Annotated in this window: 23 protein-coding genes; 12 read left to right on the top strand and 11 right to left on the bottom strand. The window is 70.8% G+C overall.

Translation table 11 applies throughout. The features are described 5' to 3' along the window. Positions 1–23 precede the first annotated feature (23 nt). Complete coding sequence (locus KOI35_RS45475) at positions 24–1,109, bottom strand: hypothetical protein (protein WP_215796013.1); 1,086 nt, start codon at positions 1,107–1,109, stop codon at positions 24–26. After that, entirely contained in the window at positions 1,109–1,681 is a 573-nt protein-coding gene (locus tag KOI35_RS45470) for an RNA polymerase sigma factor (RefSeq protein WP_308121456.1), read from the bottom strand. The genes KOI35_RS45475 and KOI35_RS45470 overlap by 1 nt, the downstream gene beginning before the upstream one ends. 86 nt (positions 1,682–1,767) lie before the next feature. On the opposite strand from KOI35_RS45470, the gene KOI35_RS45465 reads away from it, so the two are divergent. Continuing rightward, on the top strand, positions 1,768–1,998 hold the full coding sequence (locus tag KOI35_RS45465) for a hypothetical protein (protein ID WP_215796012.1): 231 nt from the start codon (positions 1,768–1,770) through the stop codon (positions 1,996–1,998). Here KOI35_RS45465 and KOI35_RS48685 read toward each other — a convergent pair. Beyond that, positions 1,946–2,500, bottom strand: a complete 555-nt coding sequence (locus KOI35_RS48685) for a diguanylate cyclase domain-containing protein (RefSeq protein ID WP_308121455.1) — start codon at positions 2,498–2,500, stop codon at positions 1,946–1,948. The two genes, KOI35_RS45465 and KOI35_RS48685, sit on opposite strands and share 53 nt — an antisense overlap. A gap of 19 nt (positions 2,501–2,519) precedes the next feature. Then, positions 2,520–3,965 carry a GGDEF domain-containing protein gene (locus KOI35_RS45455; RefSeq protein ID WP_215796011.1) on the bottom strand — a complete coding sequence of 482 codons (1,446 nt, stop codon included), beginning with the start codon at positions 3,963–3,965 and terminating at the stop codon, positions 2,520–2,522. A gap of 190 nt (positions 3,966–4,155) precedes the next feature. Between KOI35_RS45455 and KOI35_RS45450 the strand changes: the two genes are divergently transcribed. The 10 genes from KOI35_RS45450 (at position 4,156) to KOI35_RS45405 (ending at position 13,458) form a co-directional block, all read left to right on the top strand. Next, complete coding sequence (locus KOI35_RS45450) at positions 4,156–5,121, top strand: pectate lyase family protein (RefSeq protein WP_215796010.1); 966 nt, start codon at positions 4,156–4,158, stop codon at positions 5,119–5,121. Positions 5,122–5,308: 187 nt separating this feature from the next. Further along, a complete protein-coding gene (locus tag KOI35_RS45445; protein ID WP_308121454.1) occupies positions 5,309–6,307 on the top strand; it encodes an efflux RND transporter periplasmic adaptor subunit in 999 nt (332 codons plus the stop codon). Continuing rightward, entirely contained in the window at positions 6,304–6,996 is a 693-nt protein-coding gene (locus tag KOI35_RS45440; RefSeq protein WP_215796009.1) for an ABC transporter ATP-binding protein, read from the top strand. The genes KOI35_RS45445 and KOI35_RS45440 overlap by 4 nt, the downstream gene beginning before the upstream one ends. Beyond that, a complete protein-coding gene (locus KOI35_RS45435; RefSeq protein ID WP_215796008.1) occupies positions 6,993–8,267 on the top strand; it encodes an ABC transporter permease in 1,275 nt (424 codons plus the stop codon). Before KOI35_RS45440 ends, KOI35_RS45435 begins: the two co-directional genes overlap by 4 nt. Positions 8,268–8,276: 9 nt before the next feature. Further along, positions 8,277–9,032 carry an arylamine N-acetyltransferase family protein gene (locus KOI35_RS45430; protein ID WP_215796007.1) on the top strand — a complete coding sequence of 252 codons (756 nt, stop codon included), beginning with the start codon at positions 8,277–8,279 and terminating at the stop codon, positions 9,030–9,032. 10 nt (positions 9,033–9,042) lie between these two features. Next, on the top strand, positions 9,043–9,801 hold the full coding sequence (locus tag KOI35_RS45425) for an SAM-dependent methyltransferase (RefSeq protein WP_215796006.1): 759 nt from the start codon (positions 9,043–9,045) through the stop codon (positions 9,799–9,801). Positions 9,802–9,878: 77 nt separating this feature from the next. Continuing rightward, positions 9,879–10,604 (top strand): ABC transporter ATP-binding protein, encoded by a 726-nt coding sequence (locus tag KOI35_RS45420; RefSeq protein WP_215796005.1) that lies wholly within the window; start codon positions 9,879–9,881, stop codon positions 10,602–10,604. Next, positions 10,601–11,356, top strand: a complete 756-nt coding sequence (locus KOI35_RS45415; RefSeq protein ID WP_215796004.1) for an ABC transporter permease — start codon at positions 10,601–10,603, stop codon at positions 11,354–11,356. The genes KOI35_RS45420 and KOI35_RS45415 overlap by 4 nt, the downstream gene beginning before the upstream one ends. Positions 11,357–11,373: 17 nt before the next feature. Next, complete coding sequence (locus KOI35_RS45410; protein ID WP_215796003.1) at positions 11,374–12,663, top strand: sensor histidine kinase; 1,290 nt, start codon at positions 11,374–11,376, stop codon at positions 12,661–12,663. 150 nt (positions 12,664–12,813) lie between these two features. Continuing rightward, positions 12,814–13,458: a response regulator transcription factor gene (locus tag KOI35_RS45405; protein WP_215796002.1), complete on the top strand. Its 645-nt coding sequence runs from the start codon at positions 12,814–12,816 to the stop codon at positions 13,456–13,458. Between the two features lie 255 nt (positions 13,459–13,713). Here the strand turns inward: KOI35_RS45405 and KOI35_RS45400 are convergent, their stop codons facing one another. The 5 genes from KOI35_RS45400 to KOI35_RS45380 form a co-directional block, all read right to left on the bottom strand. Next, a complete protein-coding gene (locus KOI35_RS45400; protein WP_308121453.1) occupies positions 13,714–15,084 on the bottom strand; it encodes a M28 family peptidase in 1,371 nt (456 codons plus the stop codon). Positions 15,085–15,438: 354 nt separating this feature from the next. Then, the gene (locus tag KOI35_RS45395; protein ID WP_215796001.1) at positions 15,439–16,194 is read right to left on the bottom strand and encodes an NmrA family NAD(P)-binding protein; all 756 of its coding nucleotides are present in this window, start codon (positions 16,192–16,194) and stop codon (positions 15,439–15,441) included. After that, complete coding sequence (locus KOI35_RS45390) at positions 16,191–17,549, bottom strand: FAD-binding oxidoreductase (protein ID WP_215796000.1); 1,359 nt, start codon at positions 17,547–17,549, stop codon at positions 16,191–16,193. Before KOI35_RS45390 ends, KOI35_RS45395 begins: the two co-directional genes overlap by 4 nt. A 198-nt stretch (positions 17,550–17,747) precedes the next feature. Next, on the bottom strand, positions 17,748–20,576 hold the full coding sequence (locus KOI35_RS45385) for an ATP-binding protein (RefSeq protein WP_215795999.1): 2,829 nt from the start codon (positions 20,574–20,576) through the stop codon (positions 17,748–17,750). Positions 20,577–20,673: 97 nt separating this feature from the next. Continuing rightward, a complete protein-coding gene (locus KOI35_RS45380; protein ID WP_215795998.1) occupies positions 20,674–21,981 on the bottom strand; it encodes an AI-2E family transporter in 1,308 nt (435 codons plus the stop codon). A gap of 349 nt (positions 21,982–22,330) precedes the next feature. On the opposite strand from KOI35_RS45380, the gene KOI35_RS45375 reads away from it, so the two are divergent. Continuing rightward, on the top strand, positions 22,331–23,203 hold the full coding sequence (locus tag KOI35_RS45375; protein WP_215795997.1) for a hypothetical protein: 873 nt from the start codon (positions 22,331–22,333) through the stop codon (positions 23,201–23,203). 229 nt (positions 23,204–23,432) lie between these two features. Here the strand turns inward: KOI35_RS45375 and KOI35_RS45370 are convergent, their stop codons facing one another. Further along, entirely contained in the window at positions 23,433–25,496 is a 2,064-nt protein-coding gene (locus tag KOI35_RS45370) for a PQQ-dependent sugar dehydrogenase (RefSeq protein ID WP_246614866.1), read from the bottom strand. Between the two features lie 21 nt (positions 25,497–25,517). Beyond that, positions 25,518–26,429 (bottom strand): LamG-like jellyroll fold domain-containing protein, encoded by a 912-nt coding sequence (locus KOI35_RS45365; protein WP_215795996.1) that lies wholly within the window; start codon positions 26,427–26,429, stop codon positions 25,518–25,520. Positions 26,430–26,484: the final 55 nt, after the last annotated feature.

The raw sequence follows: 26,484 nt of genomic DNA, 5'->3' as shown, positions 1-26,484 counted from the left end.
GCTACCCGCCGGATAACACTTCCTCAGCAGAGGGTCTTCTTGTACGCCTCCACCTCGGCCTCGCTCGCACCCCCGTTGACCACGTGCTCGGCCATCCCGGTGATCTCTTTCCGCAGGCCGGAGCCCTGCTTCTCGAGGTTGACGAGCACCGGCCAGCTCCCGCTCCCGAGCAGCGCGTCCCGGGCCGGCGTGATGAACCTGGGGTCGCCCTTCGCGGTCGCCCGCTGCCATTCGGTGAGCCAGCCGCACGCGACCACCTTGGTCAGCGCCGTGTCGAACGCACGCACATCGCTGGTCGCGATCCGCGCGATGGCTGGGTGGTCCCAGTTCGGCGGCTGCGGCAGGCCGCCCTCGATGAAGATCCGGTAGGTACGGTCATCCGCGGCTCCCTCCACGGTGAGGCCCGAGGCCACGAGCTTGATCCAGGCGTCCACGCCGACCGTGCGCGCCTTCGCGAGGAAGCTCAGGAACTCGGCCTTACCGAAGCCGGACCCGCTGTCGATGGTGGCCCAGACGCCGTCACCGGCCCGGGGTTCGGTCGTCACGACGTAACGGCCGGAACCCTCGCTGATCATCCAGCCGGTGAGCGAGCCGACCCGCACCTTCACCGCGTCCTTCTGGGCCGGGCGCTGGAACTTGTACCGGGCCGTGGAGTACCAGGAGGAATCCACCACCTGGCCGTCCTTTTTCCACGCCATCTCGCCCAGGCGATCGCCGGACAGCACGACGTGGATGAGCTTCCAGCCGGCGGCGGGCACGATGCGCGGACCTTCCTTGGCCGCTCGGCGCACCTGATCCGGTTCGAGCAGAGAACCCGCCGCGGCCGGCAGTGCGGACGCCGACGGGGCCGCCGACGGCGACGCCACCGACGGCGATGGTGCGGCCGGAATCTCGGCCAGCCCCGACGTCCGGTTCACCGCGACGACGACCCCCACCGCCGCGACCAGCACGGCCGCCGCGACCCCGATCACGGCCAGCCGGTACGGCACGTGCCGCCCCTGCGGCTCGGCCAGGATCTGGGCCAGCAGCACCTCGTCGGGCGGAACCGGGACTGCGGTGCGCTGCGGGTCGGCGTCGCGCAGCATCTGGTCGTACGCGTTCCCCGTCATCACTTCTCCTCCCGCACGGCCATGATCGAGTTCGACGAGTCCACCAGCTCGCGGAAGCGCCCCCGGGCCCGCGAGAGCCGCGCCCGCGCCACCGTGGAACTCACCCCGAGCACGACCGCGGCCTCGCGCGGCTCGAGCCCCTCCCAGAACGAGAGCATCAGCACCTCGCGGTCCGGCTCGGCCAGCCGGTTCAGCAGACCTCGCACAGTGAGCTGATCGGAGACCACCTGGGCGGGGTCGGCGGGGCCGGCCTCGCGGAGGCGTTGCCGCAGCCGCTCACCCAGCCTCTCCCGCCGTACCCCGCCCCGATGGTGGTTGGCCAGCACCCGGCGGGCGATGCCGTAGAGCCACAGCGTCGCCTCATCCCCGTCCGGTATCTGCCGGCCACGCCGCCAAGCGATCAGGAACGTCTCGGCCACCACGTCGGCCGCGTCCGCGGGCTGCTCGACCCGCCGCAGCGCGTACGCCAGCAGCCGCTCGAACGAACCCTCGTAGACCTGTCGGAAGCGGTCCTCGTCCTCGATGCTCACGTCACTTCCCATGTCCGGCCGCGCCCACATCGTGACAGCCACCCGGAAACTTCTTCCGCGAACGGACCGGGCGGCGGCGTTTGTCGATATGGAGGTACGCGGTCACGCGCGGAGCGGACCATGGCGGCATGACAAAATTCCTGGTCGCGGGCGAGCTGCTCGAACCGCACGTCTATCGGCGGGTCAGTGAGAACGGGCGGCGTGGGGACGCGACACTCGTGGTGTGCACAAACGGCGACAACTGGTATGAACGGGCCGACAAGAAGCGGATCAAGCCGGCCGAGCCGAAGCACGTGAAGTACATCTTCAACCAGAACTTCCCGGGTACGTCGATAGCCCGGGAGCCCCCGCCCTACTGAGCCGGGCGGTCACCGCCGACACGGCGTCGGCACCCCGGCACAGCAGCACGAACTCGTCGCCGCCGAAGCGGGACACCAGGTCGCCGTCGCGGACGCAGGTGCGCAGGCGGGCCGCCACCGAAACCAGCAGTTCGTCGCCCGCGGCGTGGCCGAGACGGTCGTTGACCGGCTTGAATCCGTCCAGGTCGCAGAACAGCACCGCCAGGTCGCCGGAGTTCAGGCCGGCGTCGAGCGCGGCCAGGCAGGCGGCCCGGTTGGGCAGGCCGGTCAGCGTGTCCCGGGTGGCCAGCCGGTGCAGGGCCTGCTCGGCCGACCGTCGCTGCGCCGCCAGCCGGCTGATCCGGACCATGACCAGCGGCACCAGGGCGGCCGAGGACACAGCGATCAGGATGCCGTCGGTGGGCAGGCCGAGCACCGCCCGCCCGCCGCCGACCAGCGGGGTGAGCGCCAGCATCACCCCGAGGAAGGTCAGGCGGCCCCGGCTCAGGTCGTCGTTCGGCACCAAGATCAGCTGAACGCTCCTACGCGAGCACCAGGCTCAGGGCGCCGACCGACTTCGACTTCTTGGCCTCATACATGGCCAGGTCGGCTCGGCCCAGCACGGCGTCGGTCGTCTCGCCGACGATCAGCCGGGCCGCGCCCATGCTCACCCCGACCGAGACGAGCACGCCTCCGGCCACGAATGGCCGCGCGGTCATGTCGGCGATCCGCGCGCTGACCGCCTCGACGGCGTCGGCGCCCCGGCACAGCAGCACGAACTCGTCGCCACCGAAGCGGGCCACCAGATCGCCCTCGCGGACGCAGGCACCCAGACGAGCCGCCACCGCGACCAGCAGTTCGTCGCCCGCCGCGTGCCCCAGGCGGTCGTTGACCGGTTTGAACCCGTCGAGGTCGCAGAACAGCACGGCCAGATCACCGGCACCGGATCGGGAGCCGGCAATGGGCCCGGGTGCCGAGGCGGAGGAGATCGCCTGATCGAGCTCGGCCAAGCACGCCGCCCGGTTGGGCAGGCCGGTCAGCGCGTCCCGCGTGGCCAGGCGGTGCAGAGCCTGCTCGGCCTCCCGCCGCTGCGACGCCAGCCGCGCGATGCGCACCATGACCAGCGGCACCAGCGCCGCCGACGACACCGCGATCAGCACCCCGTCGGTGGGCAGGCCGAGCACCGCCCGCCCGCCGCCGACCAGCGGGGTGAGCGCCAGCATCACCCCGAGGAAGGTCAGGCGGCCCCGGCTCAGGTCGTCCTTGGGCGCCGCGCCGGGCGTGGTCACGTCGGCCACCGACGGGTGTACGGCGGCGCAGGCCAGGGCGGCGTACGCGGCCATGAAGAGCACGTTGGTCCAGTCCGGCCGGGCCCCGGACGCGTCGACGGTCAGCGCCGACGCCACGTTGCCGCCCAGGGTGAGCGCCACCCCGGCCGTGAAGAAGCGGACCGAGGCCGACGTCAGGGAGACCCGCACCATTGCCCCGAGCGTGCCCGAGATGACCAGGACCAGCACGAACAGCGAGGCCTGGCGGCCGGCGGCGACGTGCTGGGCGGTGAGCGCGGGCAGCAGCACCGCGTCCCAGAGCACGCCGCCGAGGGCCACCGCGGTGATCACCGAGTCGATGACCCCGCCGACGTCGCCCCGGCCACGCTGCCGCACCAGGGCGATCGCCGAGCCGAGCACGAACATCCCGCCGACGGCGTAGAACAGGTCGGCCAGGCTGCCGTCGCCGGTCACCCGTCCGCCGAAGGTGGTCAGCCCGATCCAGATGAGGTTGCCGATGTTGTAGAGCACCAGCCCGATCAGGATCACCCACCACGGCGTACGGCCGCCGGCCGGTGCCCGGCGCAGAGCCAGGATCACGGCCGGGACCGCGGCGCCCAGCGTGACGGCCAGGAACGGCCACTGCCGCAGGTCGACCGGCCAGGCCAGGTACGACGCCACCAGCGCCCAGGACACGAAGGCGTAGCAGCGCAGCAGCATGTGCGCCCCATCGGCGGCACGAGCGCGGGCTGAAGCACAACGACTGCAAAGATCCGCCGAAAGTTTTCACAGGTACCCGAATCGGTCGAACCTCTGACATTGATATCCGTAAATGCGTAAGGTAAGCGCTTACCTGGACCGAGCCGCCACCGGGCGAGGTCCCGCCACACCCCCACGTACGGAGGAACTCATGTCCGCTCGAAGGCGTCGCAAGACGCTGATCTCCGCCGTCTCGGCCACCGTCCTCGTGGTCGGCGGCATGCTCGCCGTCGGCCAGCTCGAGGCGTCGGCCGCCGAGAGCAGCCCGGTCGGGTTCGCCAGTCTGAACGGCGGCACGTCCGGTGGCTCGTCGAGCACCGTGGTCACCGTGACCTCGGCGTCCGCCCTCAAGACCGCGCTCAGCGCGAGCACGTCCCAGACTGTACGGGTAAACGGTCTGATCTCGATCTCCGGCATGTACAACGTCGCCTCGAACAAGACCGTGATCGGCGTCGGGTCGGGCTCGGGCATCACCGGCGGCGGGCTCAACCTGTCCGGCGTCCGGAACGTGATCATCCGCAACCTCGTGTTCCGCAACGCGAGCGACGACTCGATCAACGTGCAGAGCAGCACCACCAACGTCTGGATCGACCACAACGACCTGGCCAACGGCTACGACGGGCTGATCGACATCAAGCGCGGCTCGGACTTCATCACCGTGTCGTGGAACCGGCTGCACGACCACGACAAGTCGATGCTGCTCGGTCACAGCGACGACAACGGTTCCCAGGATCTCGGTCACCTGCGCGTCACGTACGTGCACAACTGGTTCGACGGCACCAACCAGCGGCACCCGCGGGTGCGGTTCGCCAACCCGGTGCACGTGCTGAACAACTACTACAGCAACGTCGGCTCGTACGGCGTGGCGTCGACCGAGAACGCGGGCGTCTTCGTCGAGCGCAACTACTTCGAGAACGTGAAGAACCCGACGGTCACGCAGACCGGCGACTCGGATCCCGGCAACATCAAGGTGCTCAACAACTACAAGGTCAACTCGGGCACCGAGCAGGTCCGCAACGGCGCGTCCGTCGCGGCGATCCCCTACTCCTACACCCCGGAGGCCAACGACAAGGTGAAGGCCACCGTCACCGCCGGCGCCGGAACAGGCAAGATCTGATTTCCCGTACGGTCGTCCCGCCGCCCGCACGTGGGAGGGCGACGGGAGGCCCGCGAGCCGGGGACGCGACTGACGCCGCCGTTACGGTGATCAATGTCCGCTTCGGAGCGAGGGGACATCGACGGTTGCGCGCGCCTTGTAACCTCTGCCCGGCCAGGTCGAGCAAGTCAGGCAAAAAGGGGTACAGGTGCGCGCACGCAGAGTAGCCGGAATAGGGGTAGCGGCGCTGATCGCCGCGGGGCTCTGCGGGTGCGGCGCGGCCGAGGAATCCGCCGAGACGCCCGGGCTCGAGGCGCGCGGCACCGTCCTCACCACGGTCAAGCCGACCCGGCAGGACCTCAGCAACCAGATCAGCCTGTCCGGCACCGTGACCATCAACCCGGTGTTCGGCATCGTCTCCCCGGCCGACGGCGAGTTGCGCTATCTCGACAAGAAACCGTCGACCGTTCCCGCCGTACGGCCGAAATGGGTCGCCACGGTCTGGGACGACAACCGCGATCCCCGCCGGGTGTACATCCCGAAGGACTCGGTGCTGGCCGGCCGGTTGCTGGACGACCGGGCGGACGTCACCAAGGGCATGCCGATCGTCTCGGCCAAGCACTCCGGCTACGGCATCGTCGCCGAGATCGACAGCGCCCAGGCCTACCGGGTCTCGGGCGCGGTCACCGACGTACGGGCCCAGATCAAGAACGGGCCGGGTCCGTTCGCCTGCGAGGCGCTGGGCACGATCGCCGCGCTGCCGGCCGGCACCATCCCTGAGCCCCCGCCGCCGCCCGTGGCCACCCCGGCTCCGGGCGCGTCCGGCGCTCCCCCGGTGGTCCAGGAGACGGCCCCGCAGGGCGAGACCGGCGGCAGCGACGGCTCCGAGGCCACCGGCATGCGGCTGGTCTGCGTGCCGGCGAGCGGGGTCAAGCTGATCAACGGCGCCTCGGTCACCCTGCAGGTCGTCACCGAGAAGGCGGCCAAGGTCATGGTGCTGCCGGTCGAGGCGGTGGCCGGCGTGCAGGGCAAGGGCAAGGTCGACATCGTCGGCGCCGACCAGCAGCGCAAGACGGTCGACGTCGTACTCGGGCTCACCGACGGCAAGGTCGTGCAGATCAAGTCGGGGCTCAAGGGCGACGAGACCATCGCCGTGCCCGGCCCCGACCTGCCCGCGGACAAGGCGGGCCAGGGCCCGACCGGATGAGCACGCTGATCGAGCTCGAGGGCATCACCAAGGTGCTCAAGGGTCAGGAACAGCCCCGCACGATCCTCGACGGCGTCGGCCTGACCGTGAACGCCGGGCAGAGCGTGGCCATCGTCGGGCGCTCCGGTTCGGGCAAGAGCACCCTGCTCAGCGTCATCGGCCTGTTCGACCGGCCCGACTCCGGCAGCTACCGGCTCGACGGGCAGGAGATCGCCAAGCTGCCCGAACGGCGGGCGGCGAAGCTGCGCAGCTCGCACTTCGGGTTCGTGTTCCAGCGGTTCTTCCTGCTCAAGCACCTGACCGCGTCGCAGAACGTGGCGATGGCACTGGTCAACGGCCAGGGCTGGCTGCCGCGCCGGCAGCGCCGGAGCCGGGTGATGGAGGCGCTCGACCAGGTCGGCATCGCTCATCTGGCCAAGAGCCGGCCGGCCAAGATGTCGGGCGGCGAGCAGCAGCGGGTGGCGATCGCGCGTGCCCTCGTACGGGACCCGAAGGTTCTGCTCGCCGACGAGCCGACCGGGGCGCTGGACATCGAGACGGGAACCCTGGTGATCGACGCGCTGCTGTCGGCGACCGAACGTGGCTGCGGCCTGATCCTGGTGACGCACGACCGCGACCACGCCGCCCGCATGTGCCGCACCCACGACCTGGTCGACGGCGTGCTCACCGAGCGGGTGGCGGCCCGATGAGGCGGCTGTCCGGGCGGTTCCGGTCCTCGCTGATCATCGGCATCCAGGGCATCCGGGCCCGCAAGCTGCGCACCCTGCTCTCGATGATCAGCCTGTTCCTGGGCGTGCTGGCCGTGGTGGTCGTGCAGGCCGGCGCCAGCATCGCCGAGCGCGCGCTGCTGGCCGACCTCGAGCTGCAGCAGGGCTACGACGGCACCCGCGTGATGGACATGCCGCTGCAGCAGGAGGCCACCGAGTTCCTGGCCGACACGGTGAAGGGCCGCGACGACGCGGTGGCGATCCTCGGCGTCAGCGGCATCGTCGGCGAGCCCGGCGTGCTGCCGGTCAACCCGGGCGGCGCCCCGATCGACCAGGACTGGGGACCGGCCATGGTCTGCAACGACACCGGCTGCGAACCGGCGCCGGGTGTCAAGGGGCAGGCGGTCGAGGTGCGGCTGACCGCGCTTTCCGGTGACGTACGGCGGTTCCGGCCGTTCCGGGCCGTGTCGGGTCAGTGGCTCGACTTCTCGACCGTGCCCGCGATGGCGCCCCGGCTCGTGCTCAACCGCGAGGCGGCCAAGGCGTTCGACCGCTACAAGGTGCCGGCCGAGATGCGCGTGAACGGCGCCGCCAGCAACGTGACCCCGCGGTTCGTCGGCGTGGTGGACGACGGCGACCAGCAACCCCGTGCCTACGTACGTCTCGACGAGCTCACCACCTGGCTCCCGGCCTCGCGGCTGGCCGACCCGAACACCGGCGGCGAGATGCGCCTGATGATGACCCAGGGCTCGCCGGTCGAGCCGGTGGTCTCGGCCAAGCTCAAGGCGCTGGGCAACGAGCCGTACGTGTTCACGGTCGAGTCCCGCAAGGATCAGGAGAAGCAGCTCGCCCTGATGCGGCTGGTCTTCTTCGCGATGGCCGGGCTGGTGCTGCTGATCGGCGTGGCCGGCATCCTCAACGTCGGCCTGGCCACGGTCGGCGAACGGGTCGAGGAGTTCGCCCTGCGCCGGGCCGTCGGCACCCCACGGATGCTGCTGGCCGGCATCGTGCTGGCCGAGACACTGCTGACCGGGCTGCTGACCGCGGCCGCGGCGATCGGGGCCAGCGTGGCCGGCCTCAAGGTGGTGTCGATGGTGGTCGGCAACTCGCAGCCGATCCTGTCCGACGTCCAGTTCCCCTGGGAGGCGGGCGTCGCCGGCATCATCGCCGGCCTGGTCGCGGGCGTGCTGGGCGGGTTCATCCCGGCCCTGCGCGCGGCCGGCATCCCCATCGCGACGGTGATGCGCGCCTAAGGTCAGGTCATGGACGTCGACGCGTATCTGACCCGGATCGGACTCTCCCCCGGCGTCACCGGGCTGCGCGAGTTGCACCGGGCCCACCTGAGCACGGTGCCGTTCGAAAACCTGAGCATCCACCTCGGCGAACCGATCTCGCTCGAGCCGGACGCCCTGTTCGACAAGGTCGTCCGGCGCCGCCGGGGTGGCTTCTGCTACGAGCTCAACGGCCTGTTCGCGCTGCTCCTGGAAGAGCTGGGCTACGGCGTCGAACGGGTCGGCGCCCGCGTGCACGGCGAGCGGCTCGGCCCGCCCTTCGACCACCTGGCGCTGCTCGTCACCACCCCCGGCGGTGACGGGCCGTGGCTGGCCGACGTCGGGTTCGGCCGGCACAGCACCGATCCGCTCGACTTCCGTCTCTCGTCGCCGCAGAGCGATCCCGGCGGCGTGTTCACCATGGTCCCGGCGGGCGACGACGTCGACGTGACGCTGGACGGCAAACCGCAGTACCGGATCGAGCGGCGGCCCCGGGCGCTGACCGACTTCGCCCCGACCTGCTGGTGGCATGCGACGTCACCGGAGTCGCACTTCGGGCGCTCCCCGGTGTGCTCGCGCAGGGAGGGCGACGGCCGGGTCTCGCTGAGCGGGCGCACCCTCATCAGGACGGGCGGCGGCGAGCGTACGGAAACCGTGCTGGACACCGACGAGCAGGTCCTCGCCGCGTACCGGGAGAACTTCGGGATCGTCCTCAGCCGGGTCCCGGTGGCGGCCCGTCCACACTAGAGTCAAGAGAATGACGGAGCTCGATACCGGTGTCCCGCATTCGGCCCGGGTCTGGAACTACTGGCTCGGTGGCACCGACAACTTCCCGGCCGACCGCGCGGTCGGCGACGAGTTCGCGAAGCTCTATCCCGACATCGTCGTCGTGGCGCGCAGCTCGCGGGCGTTCCTCAAGCGCGCGGTCACGTTCCTGGCCGGTGAGGCCGGCATCCGCCAGTTCCTCGACCTGGGTACGGGCATCCCCTCGGCCGAGCACACGCATCAGGTGGCACAGGCGATCGCGCCCGATGCCCAGGTGGTCTATGTCGACAACGATCCGCTCGTGCTGGCCCATGCCCACACGGTGTTGTCGGCTGAGGCTGTCTACGTGGATGCCGACGTACGGGATCCGGCCTCGGTCATCGCCTCGTCCGGGCTCGACCTCGCGCAACCGGTGGGGCTGATCCTGATGAACATCCTCGGGCACATCCCCGACCTCGACGAGGCGGTCGACGTCGTAGGCACCCTGATGCAGACCCTGCCGTCCGGCAGCTACCTGGTCACCGCCGACGGCACCAACGTGGTGGACGGGCCGGCCTTCGAGGCGGCGATCGCGGTGTGGAACGCCAACGCGCCGCTCTCCTACCACCTGCGCCATCCGGACGAGCTGGCCCGTTTCCTGGACGGCCTGGAAGTGCTCGACCCGGGACTGGTCCCCTGTGCGAGCTGGCGCCCGGCCGGGGATGAGCAGCGGCCGACCGACGAGTACGGGGCCGTGGCCCGCAAGCCCTGACCCCGGGGAAAACCCCCAGGCGAAGTCGGATGGTTTCCGGCTTCTGAGCGCCCGCGCCGGTCCCTAGCGTCAATGACGTGATCGAACTGAGGGATTTGACCAAACGATACGGCCGCCAGGTCGCCGTCGACGGACTGAGCTTCCGGGTGCAGCCGGGTGTGGTGACCGGGTTCCTGGGACCGAACGGCTCCGGCAAGTCGACGACGATGCGCATGATCCTGGGACTGGACGCCCCCGACCACGGCCAGGCCCTGATCAACGGCGTCCGCTACGCCGACCTGCCCCGCCCGCTGACCGCCGTCGGCGCGCTGCTGGACGCCGGGGCGTTCCATCCCGGCCGCAGCGCCCGCGCCCACCTCTCGGCGCTGGCCGCGAGCAACGACCTCCCCGGCTCCCGGGTCGAGCAGGTGCTGCGCACGGTCGGCCTGTCCGACGTGGCCGGGCGACGGGCCGGAACCTACTCGCTCGGCATGCGCCAGCGGCTCGGCGTCGCGGTGGCCCTGCTCGGCGACCCGGGTGTGCTGTTGCTCGACGAACCGGTCAACGGGCTCGACCCGGAGGGCATCCGCTGGATCCGGGACCTGCTGCGCGGGCTGGCGGCCGAGGGCCGGACGGTCTTCGTGTCCAGCCACCTGATCGCCGAGATGGCCCTGACCGCCGACCGGCTGATCGTCATCGGCCGGGGCCGGCTGCTGGCCGAGACGACCGTCGCCGAACTGGCCGCCGTCGACGACAGCCTGGAGGACGCGTTCTTCCGGCTCACCGCAAGCGCCACCGACTACCACGGAACGGAAGCAGCATGAAGAACGCGACCCGCATGGAATGGATCAAGCTCCGCAGCGTCCGGTCGACCTGGTGGCTGGCCATCGCGTCGGTCGTCGCCATGGCCGCGACCGGGGTCGGGGTGGGCCTCGGCTACCGGTCGCACACGCCGGTCGCCACCGCGGCCCAGATCTTCAACAACAGCCTCAGCGGCGCGATCCTGGCCCAGCTGCTCCTCGGCGCGATCGGCGTCCTGGTCGTGACCAGCGAATACGGCACCGGGATGATCCGCTCGACGTTCGCCGCGGTCCCCCGGCGCCGGACCGTCCTGGCCGCCAAGGTCATCGTGGGCGGCGGCGCGGCCCTGCTCACCGGCATGACCGCGAGCTTCGCCGGCTACCTGGGCGGGCAGCTCGCGATCACCGGCACCGCCATCCCGTCCGCTCCCCTCAGCGACGCCGCGAACCTGCGGGCGGTCGTACTGACCGGCGTCTACCTGGCCGCAACGGCACTGATCGGGGTCGGCATCGGGACCGTCGTGCGGCACTCGGGCGCCGCCATCGGCATCCTGTTCGGTCTGATGTTCGTGCCGACGATCGCGGCCGGCCTGTTCGGCGAGAGCGGAATCGCGGTCGGCCGCTTCGTCCCGCTGCTCATGCTGCTCAACGCGATCGCGGTCACCACACCCACTCCCGGGCTGTTCTCCGGCCCGGTCAGCACGCTGCTGATGTGCGGGTATGCGCTGGCGCTGGTCCTGTTCGGCGCCGTCCTGCTCCGCCGCCGAGACGCGTGACCGGCAAGAATGGACCGATGACCGCGCTGCGCGCCCCGTTCACCACCCTGGCCCTGCGCCGGCTGGTGTTCTGTGTCGCCGGCGTGGTCGGCGCCGTCGCCGTGCTGGCCGTCCCCGCGCTCATCCCGTCCGCCGCCGCCCTCATACTCCAGGTGACCGGGGCCTTCGACGAGGAGCCCGCCCCCGTAGTCGCCCCCGTGTTCCTGGTGCTGTTCCCGCTCACCCTGGTGGCACTGGCCTTCCTGGCCGCCCCGCTCGGGCGCGCGATGGGGACGGCGCAGCGCGCGTTGGCCGACCGCCTGCTGGGCGAGCGTGTCGAGCCCGCGGTCCCCCGGCCGGGCTGGCGAGCCGTCGGCTACAGCCTGCTCAAGATTCCCCTGGCCATCCCCCAGGGCTACGGCGCGTTCTGCTACGTCTTCGGGGTGGTCAACCTCAGCTATCCGGTGTGGTGGCCGCTCTTCCGCAACCATCCACCCGGCACCACCCTCGAACCGGTGCGCGCCCTCACCCCGTTCGGCTTTCTCGAGGCACAGACCTTTTCCCGTACGTTCGTCATCGCCGCCGCCGGACTGGCCATGCTCCTGATCGCCCCGTGGCTGATGCGGGCCGGCACGGTGCTTGACGTGGCCTCGATGCGCTGGTTGCTCGGCCCGCGCGGACTCGACGAACGGCTTCGCCGGCTGCAGGCCGGCCGGGCCCAGGCGATCGACGACGCCGCCGCGATGATGCGCCGCCTGGAGCGGGACCTGCACGACGGCGCCCAGATCCGCCTGGCCACGCTGGCCATGAACCTCGGCATGGCCACCGAGAAGCTCGGCACCGACGGCCCGGCGCCCGACCTGGCGCAGGCTCGTGAGCTGGTGGCGCTCGCCCACCAGGGCGCCAAGGACGCCCTGGCCGAGCTGCGCGACCTCGTACGCGGAATCCATCCGCCGGTGCTCGACAACGGGCTCGCCGACGCGCTGACAACCCTCGCGACAGGAAGTGCAATTCCGGTTTCCGTACGCGTCGGCCTGCCGGACCGCCCCGCACCGGCGATCGAAACCATCGCCTACTTCTGCGCCGCCGAACTCCTGGCCAATGCGGCCAAACACAGCCGCGCCCAAAGAATCACCCTGGCCGTCAACGGCACAGCCGACCACCTGACCCTGACCACAACCGACGACGGCACAGGAGGCGCCGACGCGAACGGCCCCGGTTTGTCCGGCCTGGCCCGCCGCATCGCCGTCGTCGACGGCACCATGCAGGTGTCGAGCCCCGTCGGCGGCCCGACCCGGATCGTCATCGAGCTACCCACTCACGTATGACTTGGCCCGAGTACTCGCTGCTGGTTCGCGTGCCGCTGCCTCCTCCCGCGCGCTACTTCCTTCCGTGCGGGGCTTCGTCCCGCCCATGCGCCCGGACGCGTGTGAAATCGTCATAGAACCCTCCCCTCAGCGCATGAACGGAGACGACAGATGCGGGTGGTGATCGCGGAGGACGCCGCGATGATGCGCGAAGGCCTGGTCCGACTGCTCACCGACCGGGGTTTCGACGTGTCCGCGGCCGTCGCCGACGCGGAGGCCCTGCGATCCGCGATCGAGGCCGACCCGCCCGACGTGGCCATCATCGACATCCGGATGCCGCCCACGCACACCGACGAGGGCCTACGCGCCGCGATCGACATCCGGCGCGACCACCCCACCGTCGGAGTGCTGGTGTTCTCGCAATACGTGGAGACCCGCTACGCGACCCGCCTGCTCGCCGACCGCCCGACGGGAGTCGGCTACCTGCTCAAGGACCGGGTCGCCGACGTCGCCGACTTCGTCGACGCGCTGACCCGGGTCGCGTCCGGCGGCACTGCCCTCGACCCCGAGGTGGTCGGCCACCTGATGCGAGCGGGCCGGGACACGGCCGGGCTGGCCTCGCTGACGCCTCGCGAGCGTGAGGTGCTGGCGCTGATGGCCGAGGGACGCTCCAATGCGGGGATCGCAGCCGCCCTGGTCATCACGCCCGGAGTCGTCGAGAAGCACGTGGCGAACATCTTCGCCAAGCTCGGCCTGCCCGCCTCCGACACCGACAACCGCCGCGTCCTGGCCGTCCTCCGCCACGTCAGCGGTTGACATACGACCACCAAGGCACCTCGTGGCGACTTCGTCGGCCTGGACAACTTCACCCGCCGGGCGAACTCGGCCAGCTGTGGCGCGGAGGTCGTCGCTCACGCGATCAGCCGGTAGCGGCTCAGCACTGTCTCGGGGAAGCGCGGGTCGGGCAGGCAGCGGGGCGACACGTTCACCGCCACGCCGGACCCCGTCCGCCACGTCAGCGCCTGACTTGCGCTCCGCCGGCTCGGGAAAGAGGCGGCGGAGCGCAGCTCGTCAGACTGCGGTCGCGTAGGCGGCGGAACCGATCAGTTCGAGCGAGACCTGGAGGCGCTCGAGGCTGATGTTCTTGGCGATGGTGTCCTCGGGGCTGTGGTACGGCGGCTCGAGCAGCGCCGGCGACTCCTCGCCCCGCCACGAGAAGTTGGCCGCGGCGATGCCGACCTCCTGGAACGACTGGTGGTCGCTCGAACCGCGCAAGGTGACCGGCGAGATGCGCGGCTGGTAGCCGAGACGGACGGCAGCCGCGGTCACTTCGTCGGTGGCGCGGTTGGCCAGGCCGTCGAACGACAACAGCCAGTAGCGGGTGGCCGGGTCCCAGCTGGTCGCCACCATGTCGTTCTGATAGACGGCGAGGATGCGGTCACGCTCGGCCTGGGGCAGCTGGGCCACGTAGTAGCGGGAACCGATCAGCCCCTGCTCCTCCGACCCCCACAACGCGAACCGGACCTGTGCGGTCGCCGGCAACTTGCGCAGCACACGGGCCAGTTCCAGGCAAAGCACGGTGCCCGAGCCGTCGTCGTTCGCACCGGGAGCACCGATCACGGTGTCGTAGTGGGCGCTGACCATCACGACCGGCCCGGTCGACGAACGGCGCGGCGTGTTGGCGATGACGTTGTTCGAGGTCAGTCCGCGGTGCGCAACGGTCGACAAGGTGAGCGGCAACTTGCGCGTCTTGCACGCTTCGCGCAGCCGGTGCTTCTGGGCCTGCGCGACACCGACGACCGGAATGGGCGCGGGAGTGGTGGCCAGCCCGGGCAGCTGCGGGCTGAACGCCGACGCCCGGCGCGGCTCGACCAGGTCGGCGGGCAGGAAGATGACCGCCGCGGCCTTGCGCGCCACGGCGAGCGCGACGACCGTCTCGCGAGTGTCGGCCACGTAGTCGATCAGCAGGATCTTGCCCCGTACGTCCGCCGGGTAGTCGGCCTCCCCGCCCAGCTTGGCGTCGAGCACGTCGCCGCGCACCTTGGTGTCCAGGGCCGCGTGCGGCGAGGCGCCGCACTGCCAGTTCAGGTCGCTCGGCAGACCGCGGGGCGAGCTGAGCTGGGCCAGGAACTTGTCGGCGACCGGGAACGGCTGCAGTTCGACGTCGTAGCCGAGCTTGTCGAGCACGCCCGACAGGTAGCCCGCCGCGACCCGCTCCGACCGGGTGCCGCCGATGCGCGGACCGATACCGATCGACAGCACCTTGAGGTGCTCGAGCGCGCGTTGGGCCGAGACCCGCTTCGCCACATCGATGTCGCGGCCGGTCAGCGTAGGCGGCAGGGCGGCGCCGGGCCGCTGCCCGGTAGCGGCCCAGGCCGGCGTCGGCAGCGCGACGGTGGCCGCTCCGCCCAGCGCGATGGTCAGCATGCGCCTGCGGCTCACCGATGAGCTGCGCGGGTGCGTGTCCAAGGTGTCCTCCTAGTCGATCCGGCTCGTGATCCGGGTCGTGCTCCGGCGAGGAGGGCAGGCCTGGTCAGACCGCCGATCCCCGTTGACAAGAGAACCTAGGGCGCAAATCGCAGATCTTCAATATTGACATACGTGAAGACAACGCGTTTCCCCTCTTCATCCTGGCGGCGAGCGCGCAAACTCGCAGCCGGATGAGCGATTTCCAGCCCCGCTCACACCCCCGGGATTCGCGGCGTGATCGCGCGCGACCGCGGCCCACGTCCACGGCCCGCGTCCGCTCAGCCCCCGAAACACCGCGGCGCGACCGCGACCACGGCCCACGTCCAGTCAGCCCCTAAACACCGCGGCGTGATCGCGCGCGAAAGTGGCGAACGAGCGCGGCTCGTGTCCGGTCAGCCGCAGCACGGTGTCGGTCGTGTCGCTCATGCTGCCCGCACGCTGCGACCGGAAGATGCCGACGATCGCGTCCGCGACGAACGGCGGCAAGCCCTCGCGGGCCTGGTCGTCGGTGACGTGCACGTAGGTGACCGGACGTCCGCAGACCGTGGACAGTTCGGCCGCGACCTGCTCGAAGGTGATCGCCGCCGGACCGGTGAGCGTGTAGACGTTCCCGTCGTGCCCGTCGCCGGTGAGCGCTACGGACGCCACGTCGGCCACATCGCGCGGGTCGATGAACGAAATCTGCGCGTTTCCAGCCGGAGCGAACAGGGTGCCGGCCGGGGCGTACGCGAAAAGGTTTGTCATGAACGCTCGTGGCCGCAGCAACACGTGCGGGATGCCGGAGCGCGCAAGATGTTGTTCGATCTCACCGTGCCACCGCTCGAAGATGCGCGGCGAGTGCACGGAGGCGTCCGGACCGGACAGTTTCACGATCAGTTTGACGCCCGCCGCGACGGCCGCGTCGATCGCCGCGCATTCGAACGCCACCTGCTCGGGCACGTTGCCGCAGGCCAGGAACAGCCGGTCACCACCGCTCAGATCGAGGTCGCGGCCGACCGCGCGCAGTTTCGCACCGCGCTGACTGAGCGAACGAACAAGATGCGCGCCGACATTGCCCGTCGCGCCGGTCACCAGAACGGTCATCGTGAACTCCTAGAGCTGGGCTGGATGTTGGGGTTGAGACGGAACACGTTGCCGGGATCCCAGCGGTCCTTGACCGCCGTGAGCCGTTCGAGCGATCTCCCGTACGCCGTCGCGGGGTCCTCGTCGGACAGGAAAGTGGCGTACTGACCGTCGGCGTACGGGCGCAACCGCTCCCAGCCGCGCCGGACCCAGTCGTGGTGCCCGGGTCCGCCGGCCCAGTTGGCGATGACGCGCAGTTCGAAGCCGGGTGTCCGCGGCCCGACCGCCGTGGCCTCGGGCGCGACCCGCGACGCGGCCCCACCGATCACCCAGCCGTTCAGCAACGACTGCGGTGTGGGCAGCGAAGCGATCAGGTCACCGATGACATCGATCGCCGGACCGGGCAGGGCCGGAAGCCGGTGCGACCGCCAGTACGACGACAACCCGGGCGACGCGGCCAGATCGAGCATCGACTGCACGGCCCGGTACGGCTGGGGGCGCACCAGATCGGCCAGTGGCTTCCGCAGCCGGCGCAACGGGGTGAGCAGCTGCGCGCCGCGGTCGAGGTCGCCGCACCAGACCGGGATCAGGCCCAGCAGGGGCGTTCCGGCCAGGTCGGGGATCGGCGGATTGTGCGTGGCGACGATGCCGACCCCGAGCTCGTCCGGGGCGTCGGGCGCCCAGTCGCGCAGGAACTCGAGCACCGTCGCGGCCTGGTCGAGCGGCCAGAAGATCGGCCCGCCGAGCACGATCGGCCCAACGGGATGCAGGTCGAACTCGAACTCGGTGACGACGCCGAAGTTCCCGCCCCCGCCGCGCAGGCCCCACAACAGTTCATCGTCGGCGCGGACGAGCTCACCCTCGGCGGTGACCATCCGGGCCCCGCGCAGGCTGTCGACCGTGAGCCCGTACTTGCGCATCAGGTGTCCGAACCCGCCGCCGAGCGTGACCCCGCCGATCCCGGTCGAGCTGACCGAACCGCCGGTGGTGGCCAGCCCGTGGCGCTGGGTCGCCAGATCGAAGTCGGCCCAGGTCAGCCCGGCCGCGGCCCGCGCGGTGCGCGCGCCGGGATCGACGGCGACAGCCTTCATGGCGGACAGGTCGACGGTCAGGCCACCGTCGGCCATGCTGTACCCCTGAACGGAATGGCCACCGCCACGAACCGCGATCGGCAGATCGTTCTCCCGAGCGAACCGGACGGCACTCTGCACGTCGTCGGCCCCCGCGCAACGGGCGACCAGGGCAGGCCGCCGGTCAAAGGCTCCGTTCCACAGTCGCCGGGCCTCGTCGTAGCCTTCCTCACCGGGCCGCAGCAGGGCCCCGCGAAACTCGGCGCGCAACCGCCCGAAGGCGCTGCGATGCATCGTTGAAGTCATGGCGGGCAGCGTGCACCGCCACCCGTTCCACAAGCGTTCCACGAACGTCGCGGCGCTCGCGGGCAGCGCTTTGATGGCGTCGGGCTGCATCGACAACGAGCGCCGTCAGCCGTCTCAAACACGACGCAGGCTTCCGAACACCGTCGCGCCGTCAGTACATCGCGAGCGCCGCCCCGTACCCCCACCGCACCTCTTTCGTCAGTCGAGCGACAGCGCGGCCCGGGCCTCCGGATCCCACACCCGTACGCCGTCGGCCAGCAGCCGCCGGGCCGTCGCGCGCTCCTCGTCCGCCAGGCCTTGTGATCGCGCCGCTTCCAGCCGGAGGCGCAGCAGCATGGCCGGCACGCCGGGCGCGGTGAACCGGCCAGGGTCGTCCAGGGTGGTGTCGATGCGGGCCAGGGCGTTCCCGTCCAGCAGCCCGTTCAGCGCCTCGCTGAAGAGCCGGATGGGAGCAGCCTTGTCGCGAAGCCCGTTCAGCTCGGCGGCGCGGTCCCGCAACGCGTCCCAGTCACCGAGGTCGAGGTCGCACACGGCGGCGAACAACAGCGTGCCGCCCAGGGTGAACGGATGCCCGCCGCTACGGGCCAGCCCGACACCGCGGTCACGCAGCCGCCGCGCCTCATCGTCGCGGTCCAGCGAACGGCCGCTGTCGCGCGCCGATCCGTCACCGTGGCTCGGCCGCATCGCCTCGGCGCGGCCCAGCCGGATGTGCACGTGGGCCAGGCGCACATGGCACAGCGCCAGCGGGTCCTGCCCGAACACGAGCAGGTGCTGGCCACGGTCTTCCGGACGATAGTGAGCGATCGCGGCGGCCAGGTGCTCACGTGCCGTCTCGTGGTCGGCTCGCCAGGCGGCCCCGACGCCCTGCACGAAATGGCCCTCGACCTGCTCACCCCGTTCTCGCAGGGCCGCACCGAAGCGCAGGGCGTCGTGGAACTCGCCGCGGGACAGCACAGCCATCGCCTGGGCCCGCAGCAGCGGCGCGGCCGGTTCGGGACCGGCCAACGCGAGTGCGCGGTCGAGCACCTCGCGAAGGCGCGGCGAGGCATAGCCCTCGGCCGAGCTGAGCGGCCCCGGGATCGAGGTCAGCACATCGAGTTCACGGTCCTGGCCGCGGACGAGCTCGGCCGCACGAAGCAGGAGTGCAGCGGCCTCGGCGTCGGCATAGACCCGTTGCGCGACGCGCGCCGCACGCACGAACCAGCCGACAGCCTCGGCGCGCGCCCCGGACTCGACCAGATGCACCGCGATCCGACCTGCGTTCTCGTCCGCCACGGACAATCTCGCGGACAAGATGCCGCCCGAAACGGACGAGATGGTGTCCGTAGCGGACAGAGTCGCGGACGAGCTAACGCCCAGCGCGGGCGGGATGCCGGCCGCTGCGGACAGGGCCCGGGCGATCATCCCGTGATTTTGGCGCCGCCGGGCGGGTGGGAGCATGCCGTACGCCGTCTCGCGCAGTTTGTCGTGGCTGAAGTCGTACGTGTCGCCGGCGCCCGTGACCAGGATCTGCCGCCGCCACAACTCGTCCAACCCAGCCGCGGCGTCGCCCGGGAACACGCCGACGGGGATGGACGAACCGGCCGTGGCCGCGATGCCGGCCAGCTCGAGCGCTTCCGGGGACAGCTGCCGCAACCGGGCCTCGAGCACGGCCTGCACCCGTGGAGTCGCCAGCGAACCGGCCCGGAGCGACTCCACGACGAACAGCGGGTTCCCCTCCGTCTCGGCGAAGAGCCGCTCGACGTCGGCGGCGACCAGCCGGTGCCCGAGACGCTCGGCGAGCGCAGCCGTCGCGGCCCGATCGAGCCGGGCCAGCGGCACGGTGGTGCACCGGCCCAGCAGCCGTAAACCGTCGAGCAGGACGTGCGCCGGGTGCCCGGGATCCATCTCGGCCAGCCGGGCCGTGGCCACGACGAGGAGCGGGCCGGGCGATTCGCGTACGAGAAAATGAAGGAACTGGCACGTCGCCGGGTCGGCCGCGTGCAGATCGTCGGCCACGAGCAACGAACCGCCGGGCCCGGGACGCAACGCGTGCACCATCGCCTCGAAGAGCCGCAGGCGGTCGTCCGAGGCGGCGGGATCGGGCCGGCCGACGCCAAGTTCGCGCATCCAGGCGACGATCGGCCCGTACGCGAGCTCACCCTCGGCCGGATAGGACCGCGCCGACGCCGTGACCGCGCCCTGCCCGGCGGCCCAGTGCCGGAACTCGGCGGCCAGACGGGACTTGCCGATCCCCGGTTCGCCGCCGATCACCACGAGGTGGGCCGGGTCGCGTTTCCACAGGTCGATCAGGGTGCGGCGCTCGTCCCGCCGGCCGACGAACACGCTCTCCCGCGGCACTTCGGGCGCGGCGGGGAGCAGGGCGGCGTACGCGGAAAGGGTCTTCTCCGAAGGGGACACGCCCAGCTCGTCGCGCAGCGTGGCCGCGCATTCGTGATAGGTCCGGACGGCCCGCGCGCGATCGCCGAGCCGGTCATAGAGGTGGATCAGCGCCTGGTACGGCTCCTCGGCGAGACGGTCGAGCGCGCGATGCCGTTCGGCGTAACGGATCGCGGCGGCCGGATCGCCGTCCCGCTCGAGCATCGGCACCAAACGCACAAGAACGTCCAATATCGTGCGCCGAAAGTGTTCGCGCTCGGCCAGAACCCAGTCGTCGTACCAGCCCTCCAGCAAATCACCGCGATAGCTGTCGGCCGCGGCGGTCAACTGCGCGACGGTCGTTCCGCTCAGACCGGCGATGTCCACTTGGACGTCCGTGAGCGCCACAGACTGCGCGTCGGTGCGCAAATGCGCATCGATCCCGGGCACGGCCGCGCGCAAAGTGTGCAATACATGCCGCAGATTGGTGCGCGCTTGGTGTTCGGCCGAGTCGGGCCAGAGGGCAAAGGCCAACTGCTTTCTCCCGTACGCGTTCCCGCCGCGCAACGCCAGGAATGCGAGCACGGCCTGAGCGCGTACGGACGTGAGCGTTACCGGCGTCCCCGCGGCGAGCAACTCGAAGCCGCCGAGAAGCCGCAGTTCCAGCATTCCGCCATAGTGGCCCGTGACGCGGGCGCCGGTCCAGGGTCGGCCGCGGCTCGACCGTTACGCGGGGGCGGGACCAGGGTCGGCCGCGGCTCGGCCGTTACGCGGGGGCGGGACCGGGGTCGGCCTGGTCGTCGCCGAGCGAGGAGCGGGCCGGCGGGACGTCGTTCGGCACCTCGGGCTCGTCGTCGTCGACCGGTTTTGTGCCCGGCGGCTCGCGGTCGGGTGTCGGATCGCCGCTCGGATGCGCGACCAGGTAGCGCACGGCCGTGTTGAGGACCGCCAGCAGCGGCACGGCGATCAGGCCGCCCACGATGCCGGCCAGGACCACGCCGGCGGCGATCGACAGGATCACGGCCAGCGGGTGAAGTGCGACCGCCCGGCCCATGATGAGCGGCTGCAACACGTGCCCCTCGAGCTGCTGCACGGCGATGACGACACCGAGCAGGATCAACGCCTTCACCGGGCCCACCGTCACGATCGCGACGAGCACGGCCACGGCGCCGCTGACCGTCGCACCGATCACCGGGATGAACGCGCCCAGGAAGACCAGCGCGGCCAGCGGCAGGGCGAGCGGAACGCGCAACACGAACAGCCCGATGCCGATGCCGATCGCGTCCACGAAGGCGACCAGGACCGTGGCGTGGACGTACGAGACGAGCGTGTGCCAGGCGTAGTGACCGGCGCGGGCGGTCGGCGTGCGGGCCGCGCCGGGCAGCAACCGGCACAGGAACCGCCAGATCTGGTCGCCGTCGCGCAGGAAGAAGAACAACGTGAAGAGCGTCAGGAAGAAGCCGGTGCCGATCTCGCCCACAGTCGTCGCGGTGGTCAGCGCACCCGAGGTGAGCGCGCCCCGGTTCGAGGTGATCGAGTTCTGCACCTGGGTGATCGCGTCGTCGATCTGCTGCTGGGTGACGTGCAGCGGGCCCTGGGCGAGCCACTCCTGCACCTGGCGCACACCGTCGCCGACCTGGGAACCCAGCGTGTCGATCTGCGAGACGAACGTGTTGATGATCAGGCCGAGACCGCCGAACACCACGATCAGCGCGGTCACCAGCACCAGCGCGGCAGCCGGCGACCGGCCCATCCCCCGGTTGCGCAGCCAGGCCGCGACCGGCTGGAACATGGCCGCCAGCAGTACCGCCACCAGCACCGGGATCACTACCACGCTGAGCTGGGAGACGACCTGCAGCAGCAGCCAGCCGACGGCGAAGAACAGCACGATGCGCCAGGCCCACGCACCGGCGATCCGCACCGGCCGGGGAATGCCGTCCTCGTCGCGCGGCGAGGCGTCGACCATCACCACCGGGGTCGCCGGATCTTCCCGGAACGGCGGCGCCCCGGTCCCCTGCCGCGCCTGCTCGAGCCGGGCCTGCGCCCGCGCGCGTACCTCGTCCACCCAGGCCATGTCGACCTTCTTCCCCGCAGCGCGGAACGGCCGCGCACCACCACCGAACCGGCCGGTGCATCTGTACCGTCCGGCAGCGATACCCCGAGGGCGAAACGGGAAACACCGGGCGTTGTTCACCGAAACAGCGCGTCGGCATTCGGCCGGTCACGATCGGGCATTCCATTCCCTTTTACGGCGCCGGAGTAAACCGCACCGTGTTACCTGTATTCCCCCCGGTGACCCTTGTTAACCGGGGTGCTTTCCGGTCTCCGGAACCTCGTTTTCGTTCTCGCCGGAATTGCCTGTGACGGGCCGTCGGCCGTGCTTCGCTGTGCGGGACCTGACGTAGTTCCGGGAGGAAAATCCGATGCGTAAGAAACTGTTCGCCGGCGCCTGCCTGCTGGCCGGCGCCGTCCTCGCGATGGGCCCCACGACGACCGCGTTCGCCGCCGAGCCGCCGCCGCCCGGACCGATGGGCGGACCCGCCCCGGCCGGCCCCTACGGCGGTCCGGCGGTCCTGCCCGGCCCGCCCGGACACCCGAACATCATCGTGATCATCATGGGCGACATCTCGAAGATGCCGGCCTGGCCCGCGGCGCCGGCCGGATGGCCTGGCGAGCCGCAGGGTGGCCCCCAGGGAGGCCCGGCCGGACCGCCGCCCCCGCCCGGAGGCCCGGTCGGCGAGCCCGGCCCGGTGGGCGAACCCGGCCCGGCCGGCCCGCCGCCGAGCACGGAACCCGAGCCCGCCCCACGCCCGGCGGGCAACCCCGGCCCGGAGCCGACCGTCACCGCCAACCCGGAGCCGACCCCGACCGCCAGCCCGGAGCCCACGATTCCGCCGCCGAGTGAGCCGGCCGCCGAGCCCACAGCCAGCGAGCCCACTACCGGCGAGCCCGCGGCTGAGCCCGCCGCCGAGCCGACCAGCGAGCCCGCGGATGAGCCCGCCGCCGAGCCGACCAGCGAGCCCGCGGCTGAGCCCGCCGCCGAGCCGACCAGCGAGCCCGCGGCTGAGCCCGCCGCCGAGCCGACCAGCGAGCCCGCTGTAGAGCCGACCGCCGAGCCCGCCACCACTGAGCCCGCCGCCGAGCCGGCCACAGAGCCCGCTGCCACCGAGCCCACAGCTGAGCCCGCCGCCACCGAGCCGTCCCTGGCCGACGAGACCAACGGCATCGACACGACCGGCACCGACAGCACCCTGAACGGTTCGGCCGGCTCCCCGGAGGAAGGGGTCAATCCCTGACCACCACACAGCCGTACGCGAACGGGCCGGAACCCCACCAAGGGTGACCGGCCCGTCGTCAGCGCGACCAGCAGCCTGGCGAAACAGATCGCACAAGCAGCCGCCGACACGAGAGGAAGCGGGCCGGGACCTCCTTCACGCCCATCAGCACGACCGCCGAAGGAAGCTTCGTCGCTTCAGAGGCATCATCGACACCGCAGTAGCGACGAGCAGGAGACACGGGTTTCCGTCATGAAGCGGGCGTCCCCGTGACGGTCAGGTCGCGCAGCCGGCCCCGATTGTCGAACGAGCCGAACCCGACCCGCCCGGACGTGAACGTCGTGTCGCGCGCCGTCATCAGCGGATCCGACCGCCCGTCCACATAGACCGCGATTTCACCAGTGGCGGGAAGATGCTTTACCCGTACGGAATGAAACCGCTCGTCGACGATGGCCGGGTTCGCGCCGCGCGAGCGACCGTTCCACTGATAGTCGATCCGCTCCCGGTCGGCATTGTTGACTTTGAAGATGCCGTTGTGCGGCAGGATCGTGTTGTCCGTCGAGAAATGCGCATAGTAGAACTGCGTGTCCGATTGATAGCCGAAGACGATGATGACGTCGCGGTTGGTGAGCGTGACCGGTTCGTCGAGGCGCACCTGGGCCCGGATGTCGACCGCGCCCCACACCGGCCCGGCGCTCAGCACGGCGTATTCGAAGGGCCGGCGCGGACCGGGCCGTTCGCTGCCGGCTTCGGCCAGGATGACCTGCCCGTTCGTGAACTGCCACTTCGACGGCGTGACGGGCGCCCAGTTCGAAGCGCGGGGCGCCGGAGCGATCCGGGAAGGCCCGGCCGAGGCCGCGGCAAAGACTCGGGTTCCGGTCACCTTCCAGATCTTGCCATTGGCCTTGGCCAGAATGTAGAGCTCGCCCTGGGCGTCGGTGCCGAAGCGCAGGTCGACGCGGTTCGGATCGCCCGGCGCGCCCGGCGCGGACAAATCCTGCATCCGTACGGGCGTACCGGCGGAATTGAACAGGTTGAGCCGGTGAATCGTGGCGGGGGCCCGGCCGCGGCGCATCTCGGACGCCTCGGTGTAGAGGATGCGGCCGTCGACCAGGTCGCCGAAGACGTATTTGCCGCGCAGCGCCGGAACGTCCTTGCCGCGATAGACGAATCCACCCGCGACGGCCACGCCGACGTCGGACGTGCAGTTCCAGTTCGCCGCCGGGTTGTGGTCATAGGCGGCCACCGGATACGTGTAGCCGCTGTCGCCGGCGGGCAGCGGGAACAGCCGGTCGCACGGGTTGGCCGAGGTGTTGTCGAAGACGAACGCTCCCTCGCGCTCGCTCCAACCCATGTTGTCGCCGGCTTTCACCTCGTAAATGGCTTCGATGGCATGCTCGCCGATGTGGCCCAGGTAGAGCTTGCCGGTGGCCCGATCCCAGCTGAATCGGTGCGGATCCCGGTATCCGTACGAGAAAATCTCGCCGGCCTTGTCCGTCTGATCGGCGAACGGATTGTCGCGCGGGATGCCGTACTTGCCGTTGGGCGAGTTCGTACCGGCCGGGTCGATGCGCAGCAGTTTGCCGTGCGGGATGGCGAGGTTCTGCGGGTCGGTGTTGTTCACGCCGAGACCGCCGTCGCCCACAGCTAGGTAGAGCTTGCCGTAGTCGGGCGAGCCGCGCCGCGCGGTCGGGTTGAAGTTGATCTCCTGAATGCCGTGCACCTGGCCGCCGAAGCCGATCCGCAGCAACTCCCGGTGCGTGCCGGCGAACGTGTCGGCGGCCGGATTCGTGGCCTTCCACTCGTTGATCACGCCGTGGTAGATCACGCCGGACTGAACATAATCGGGCACCGCCGTGGTCGCCGACGCCTGCTCGGTGTGAATCGTGTAGAACAGGCCGTTGCGCCGGAAGTCCGGGTGGAACGCCACGTAGCCGAAGCCCTGCCCGAGCCCGCGGCCCGAGAAGAACTGCGGGGCGAAGGTGGCGGCGACGTCGAGGTAGACGCTCGGGACACCGTTCTTCACGACGTACAGGTTGCCGTTGAGATCGGGCACCGCGCGCCGGCCGGAGCCGTCGGGCAGTTCCATGATGGTGTTGATCCGGGCCACCCGGTTGAGCCGCTGGTCGACCAGCGGTGGGTTGGTCTCGGACTTGGGGAACTGGGCGTATTCGGTCAGGACCAGCCCGAGCTTCGAGGTGACGGGCTCGGTCGGGATCGGGTCGTAGATGGCGGGCTCGGCCGCACGGGCGGGCGCGCCCACCAATGTGGACAGAAGCATCGCGCCGGCGGCGACGATGGCCAATCTGCGCATGGTTACTCCTCGGCAGGACGGTCAGCGGGTCATCGTGCGGTACTGGTTCGCGACGTCACGCGGCGTCAGCGATCGATCGAGGAACATCAGGGCGTCCATCCGGCAGTCGCACGGATTACGTTCGAGCGTGTTCTGCGGGAAGCTCCCGCCGATCTTGATGCCGCGCGGGTCGGTCGCCGTGGTGACGTGCGGACCGGGACCGGCGACCAGCCAGGGATCGTCGTCGCGGGTGTAGAACCCCGGCACGGCCTGACCGTTGCGGTAGAGCGCCATCGTGCCGTTCGTGAAGTTGAACGTGGCGGCCAGATGCACCCACTTGTCCTTGGGTAGCAGCGTCCGCCAGTCCTCGTTCGCCGCGAACGTCTGCGAGTTCCCGCCGTCGATCCGCCGGCCGAGCGCGACCAGCTTCAGTTCACCGTTCACATCGATCAGTTCCAGCAGCGCCCGTACGCCGTGACCGTCGGAATCACCCGTCAGGACGCCCGCCAGTCCGATCGCGTTGTAGCCGGCGGCCGGGCCGTCCATCGAGCGCTTGAACCAGCCCATGACCGTGGAGCCCTCGACCGCATTGAAAGCGCGCAACGTACGGACACCACTGGACGACCAGGTGCCGGCCTTCCAGTCGTCATTGCCGGTGACACCCGGGTTGACCTGCCGGGTCTGCAGAACGCGCCCGCCCCCGGGATAGGCACGGTCGGCGACCCGCATGGCCGCGCCGCCGTTGACCAGTTCGATCTCGGTGCTGGAGCGGCCCTGGTCCTGCTCGAGCGCGGCGTCGCCCGGCATCGGATGGTCGAAGTCGTAGAAGGCGACCAGGTGCGGCCGCAGGGACGGGTGGACGTCGCGTGGGCCGTGGTCACCGGCCGCGGCGGGCGAAGCGGCCAGGGTGGCCGCGAGGACAGCGGAGACGACAACGGCTCCTGTTTTGCGCATGTGAACACCTCTCATCGGTGGTGACAGGTGGCGCTTGAGCGTGTTGCGCTGTTGC

Source organism: Paractinoplanes bogorensis (assembly GCF_018829635.1).
Taxonomy (GTDB): Bacteria; Actinomycetota; Actinomycetes; order Mycobacteriales; family Micromonosporaceae; genus Actinoplanes; species Actinoplanes bogorensis.
Note: the sequence above shows the minus strand (reverse complement) of the source record. Positions and strands in the feature narration are given on the sequence as shown.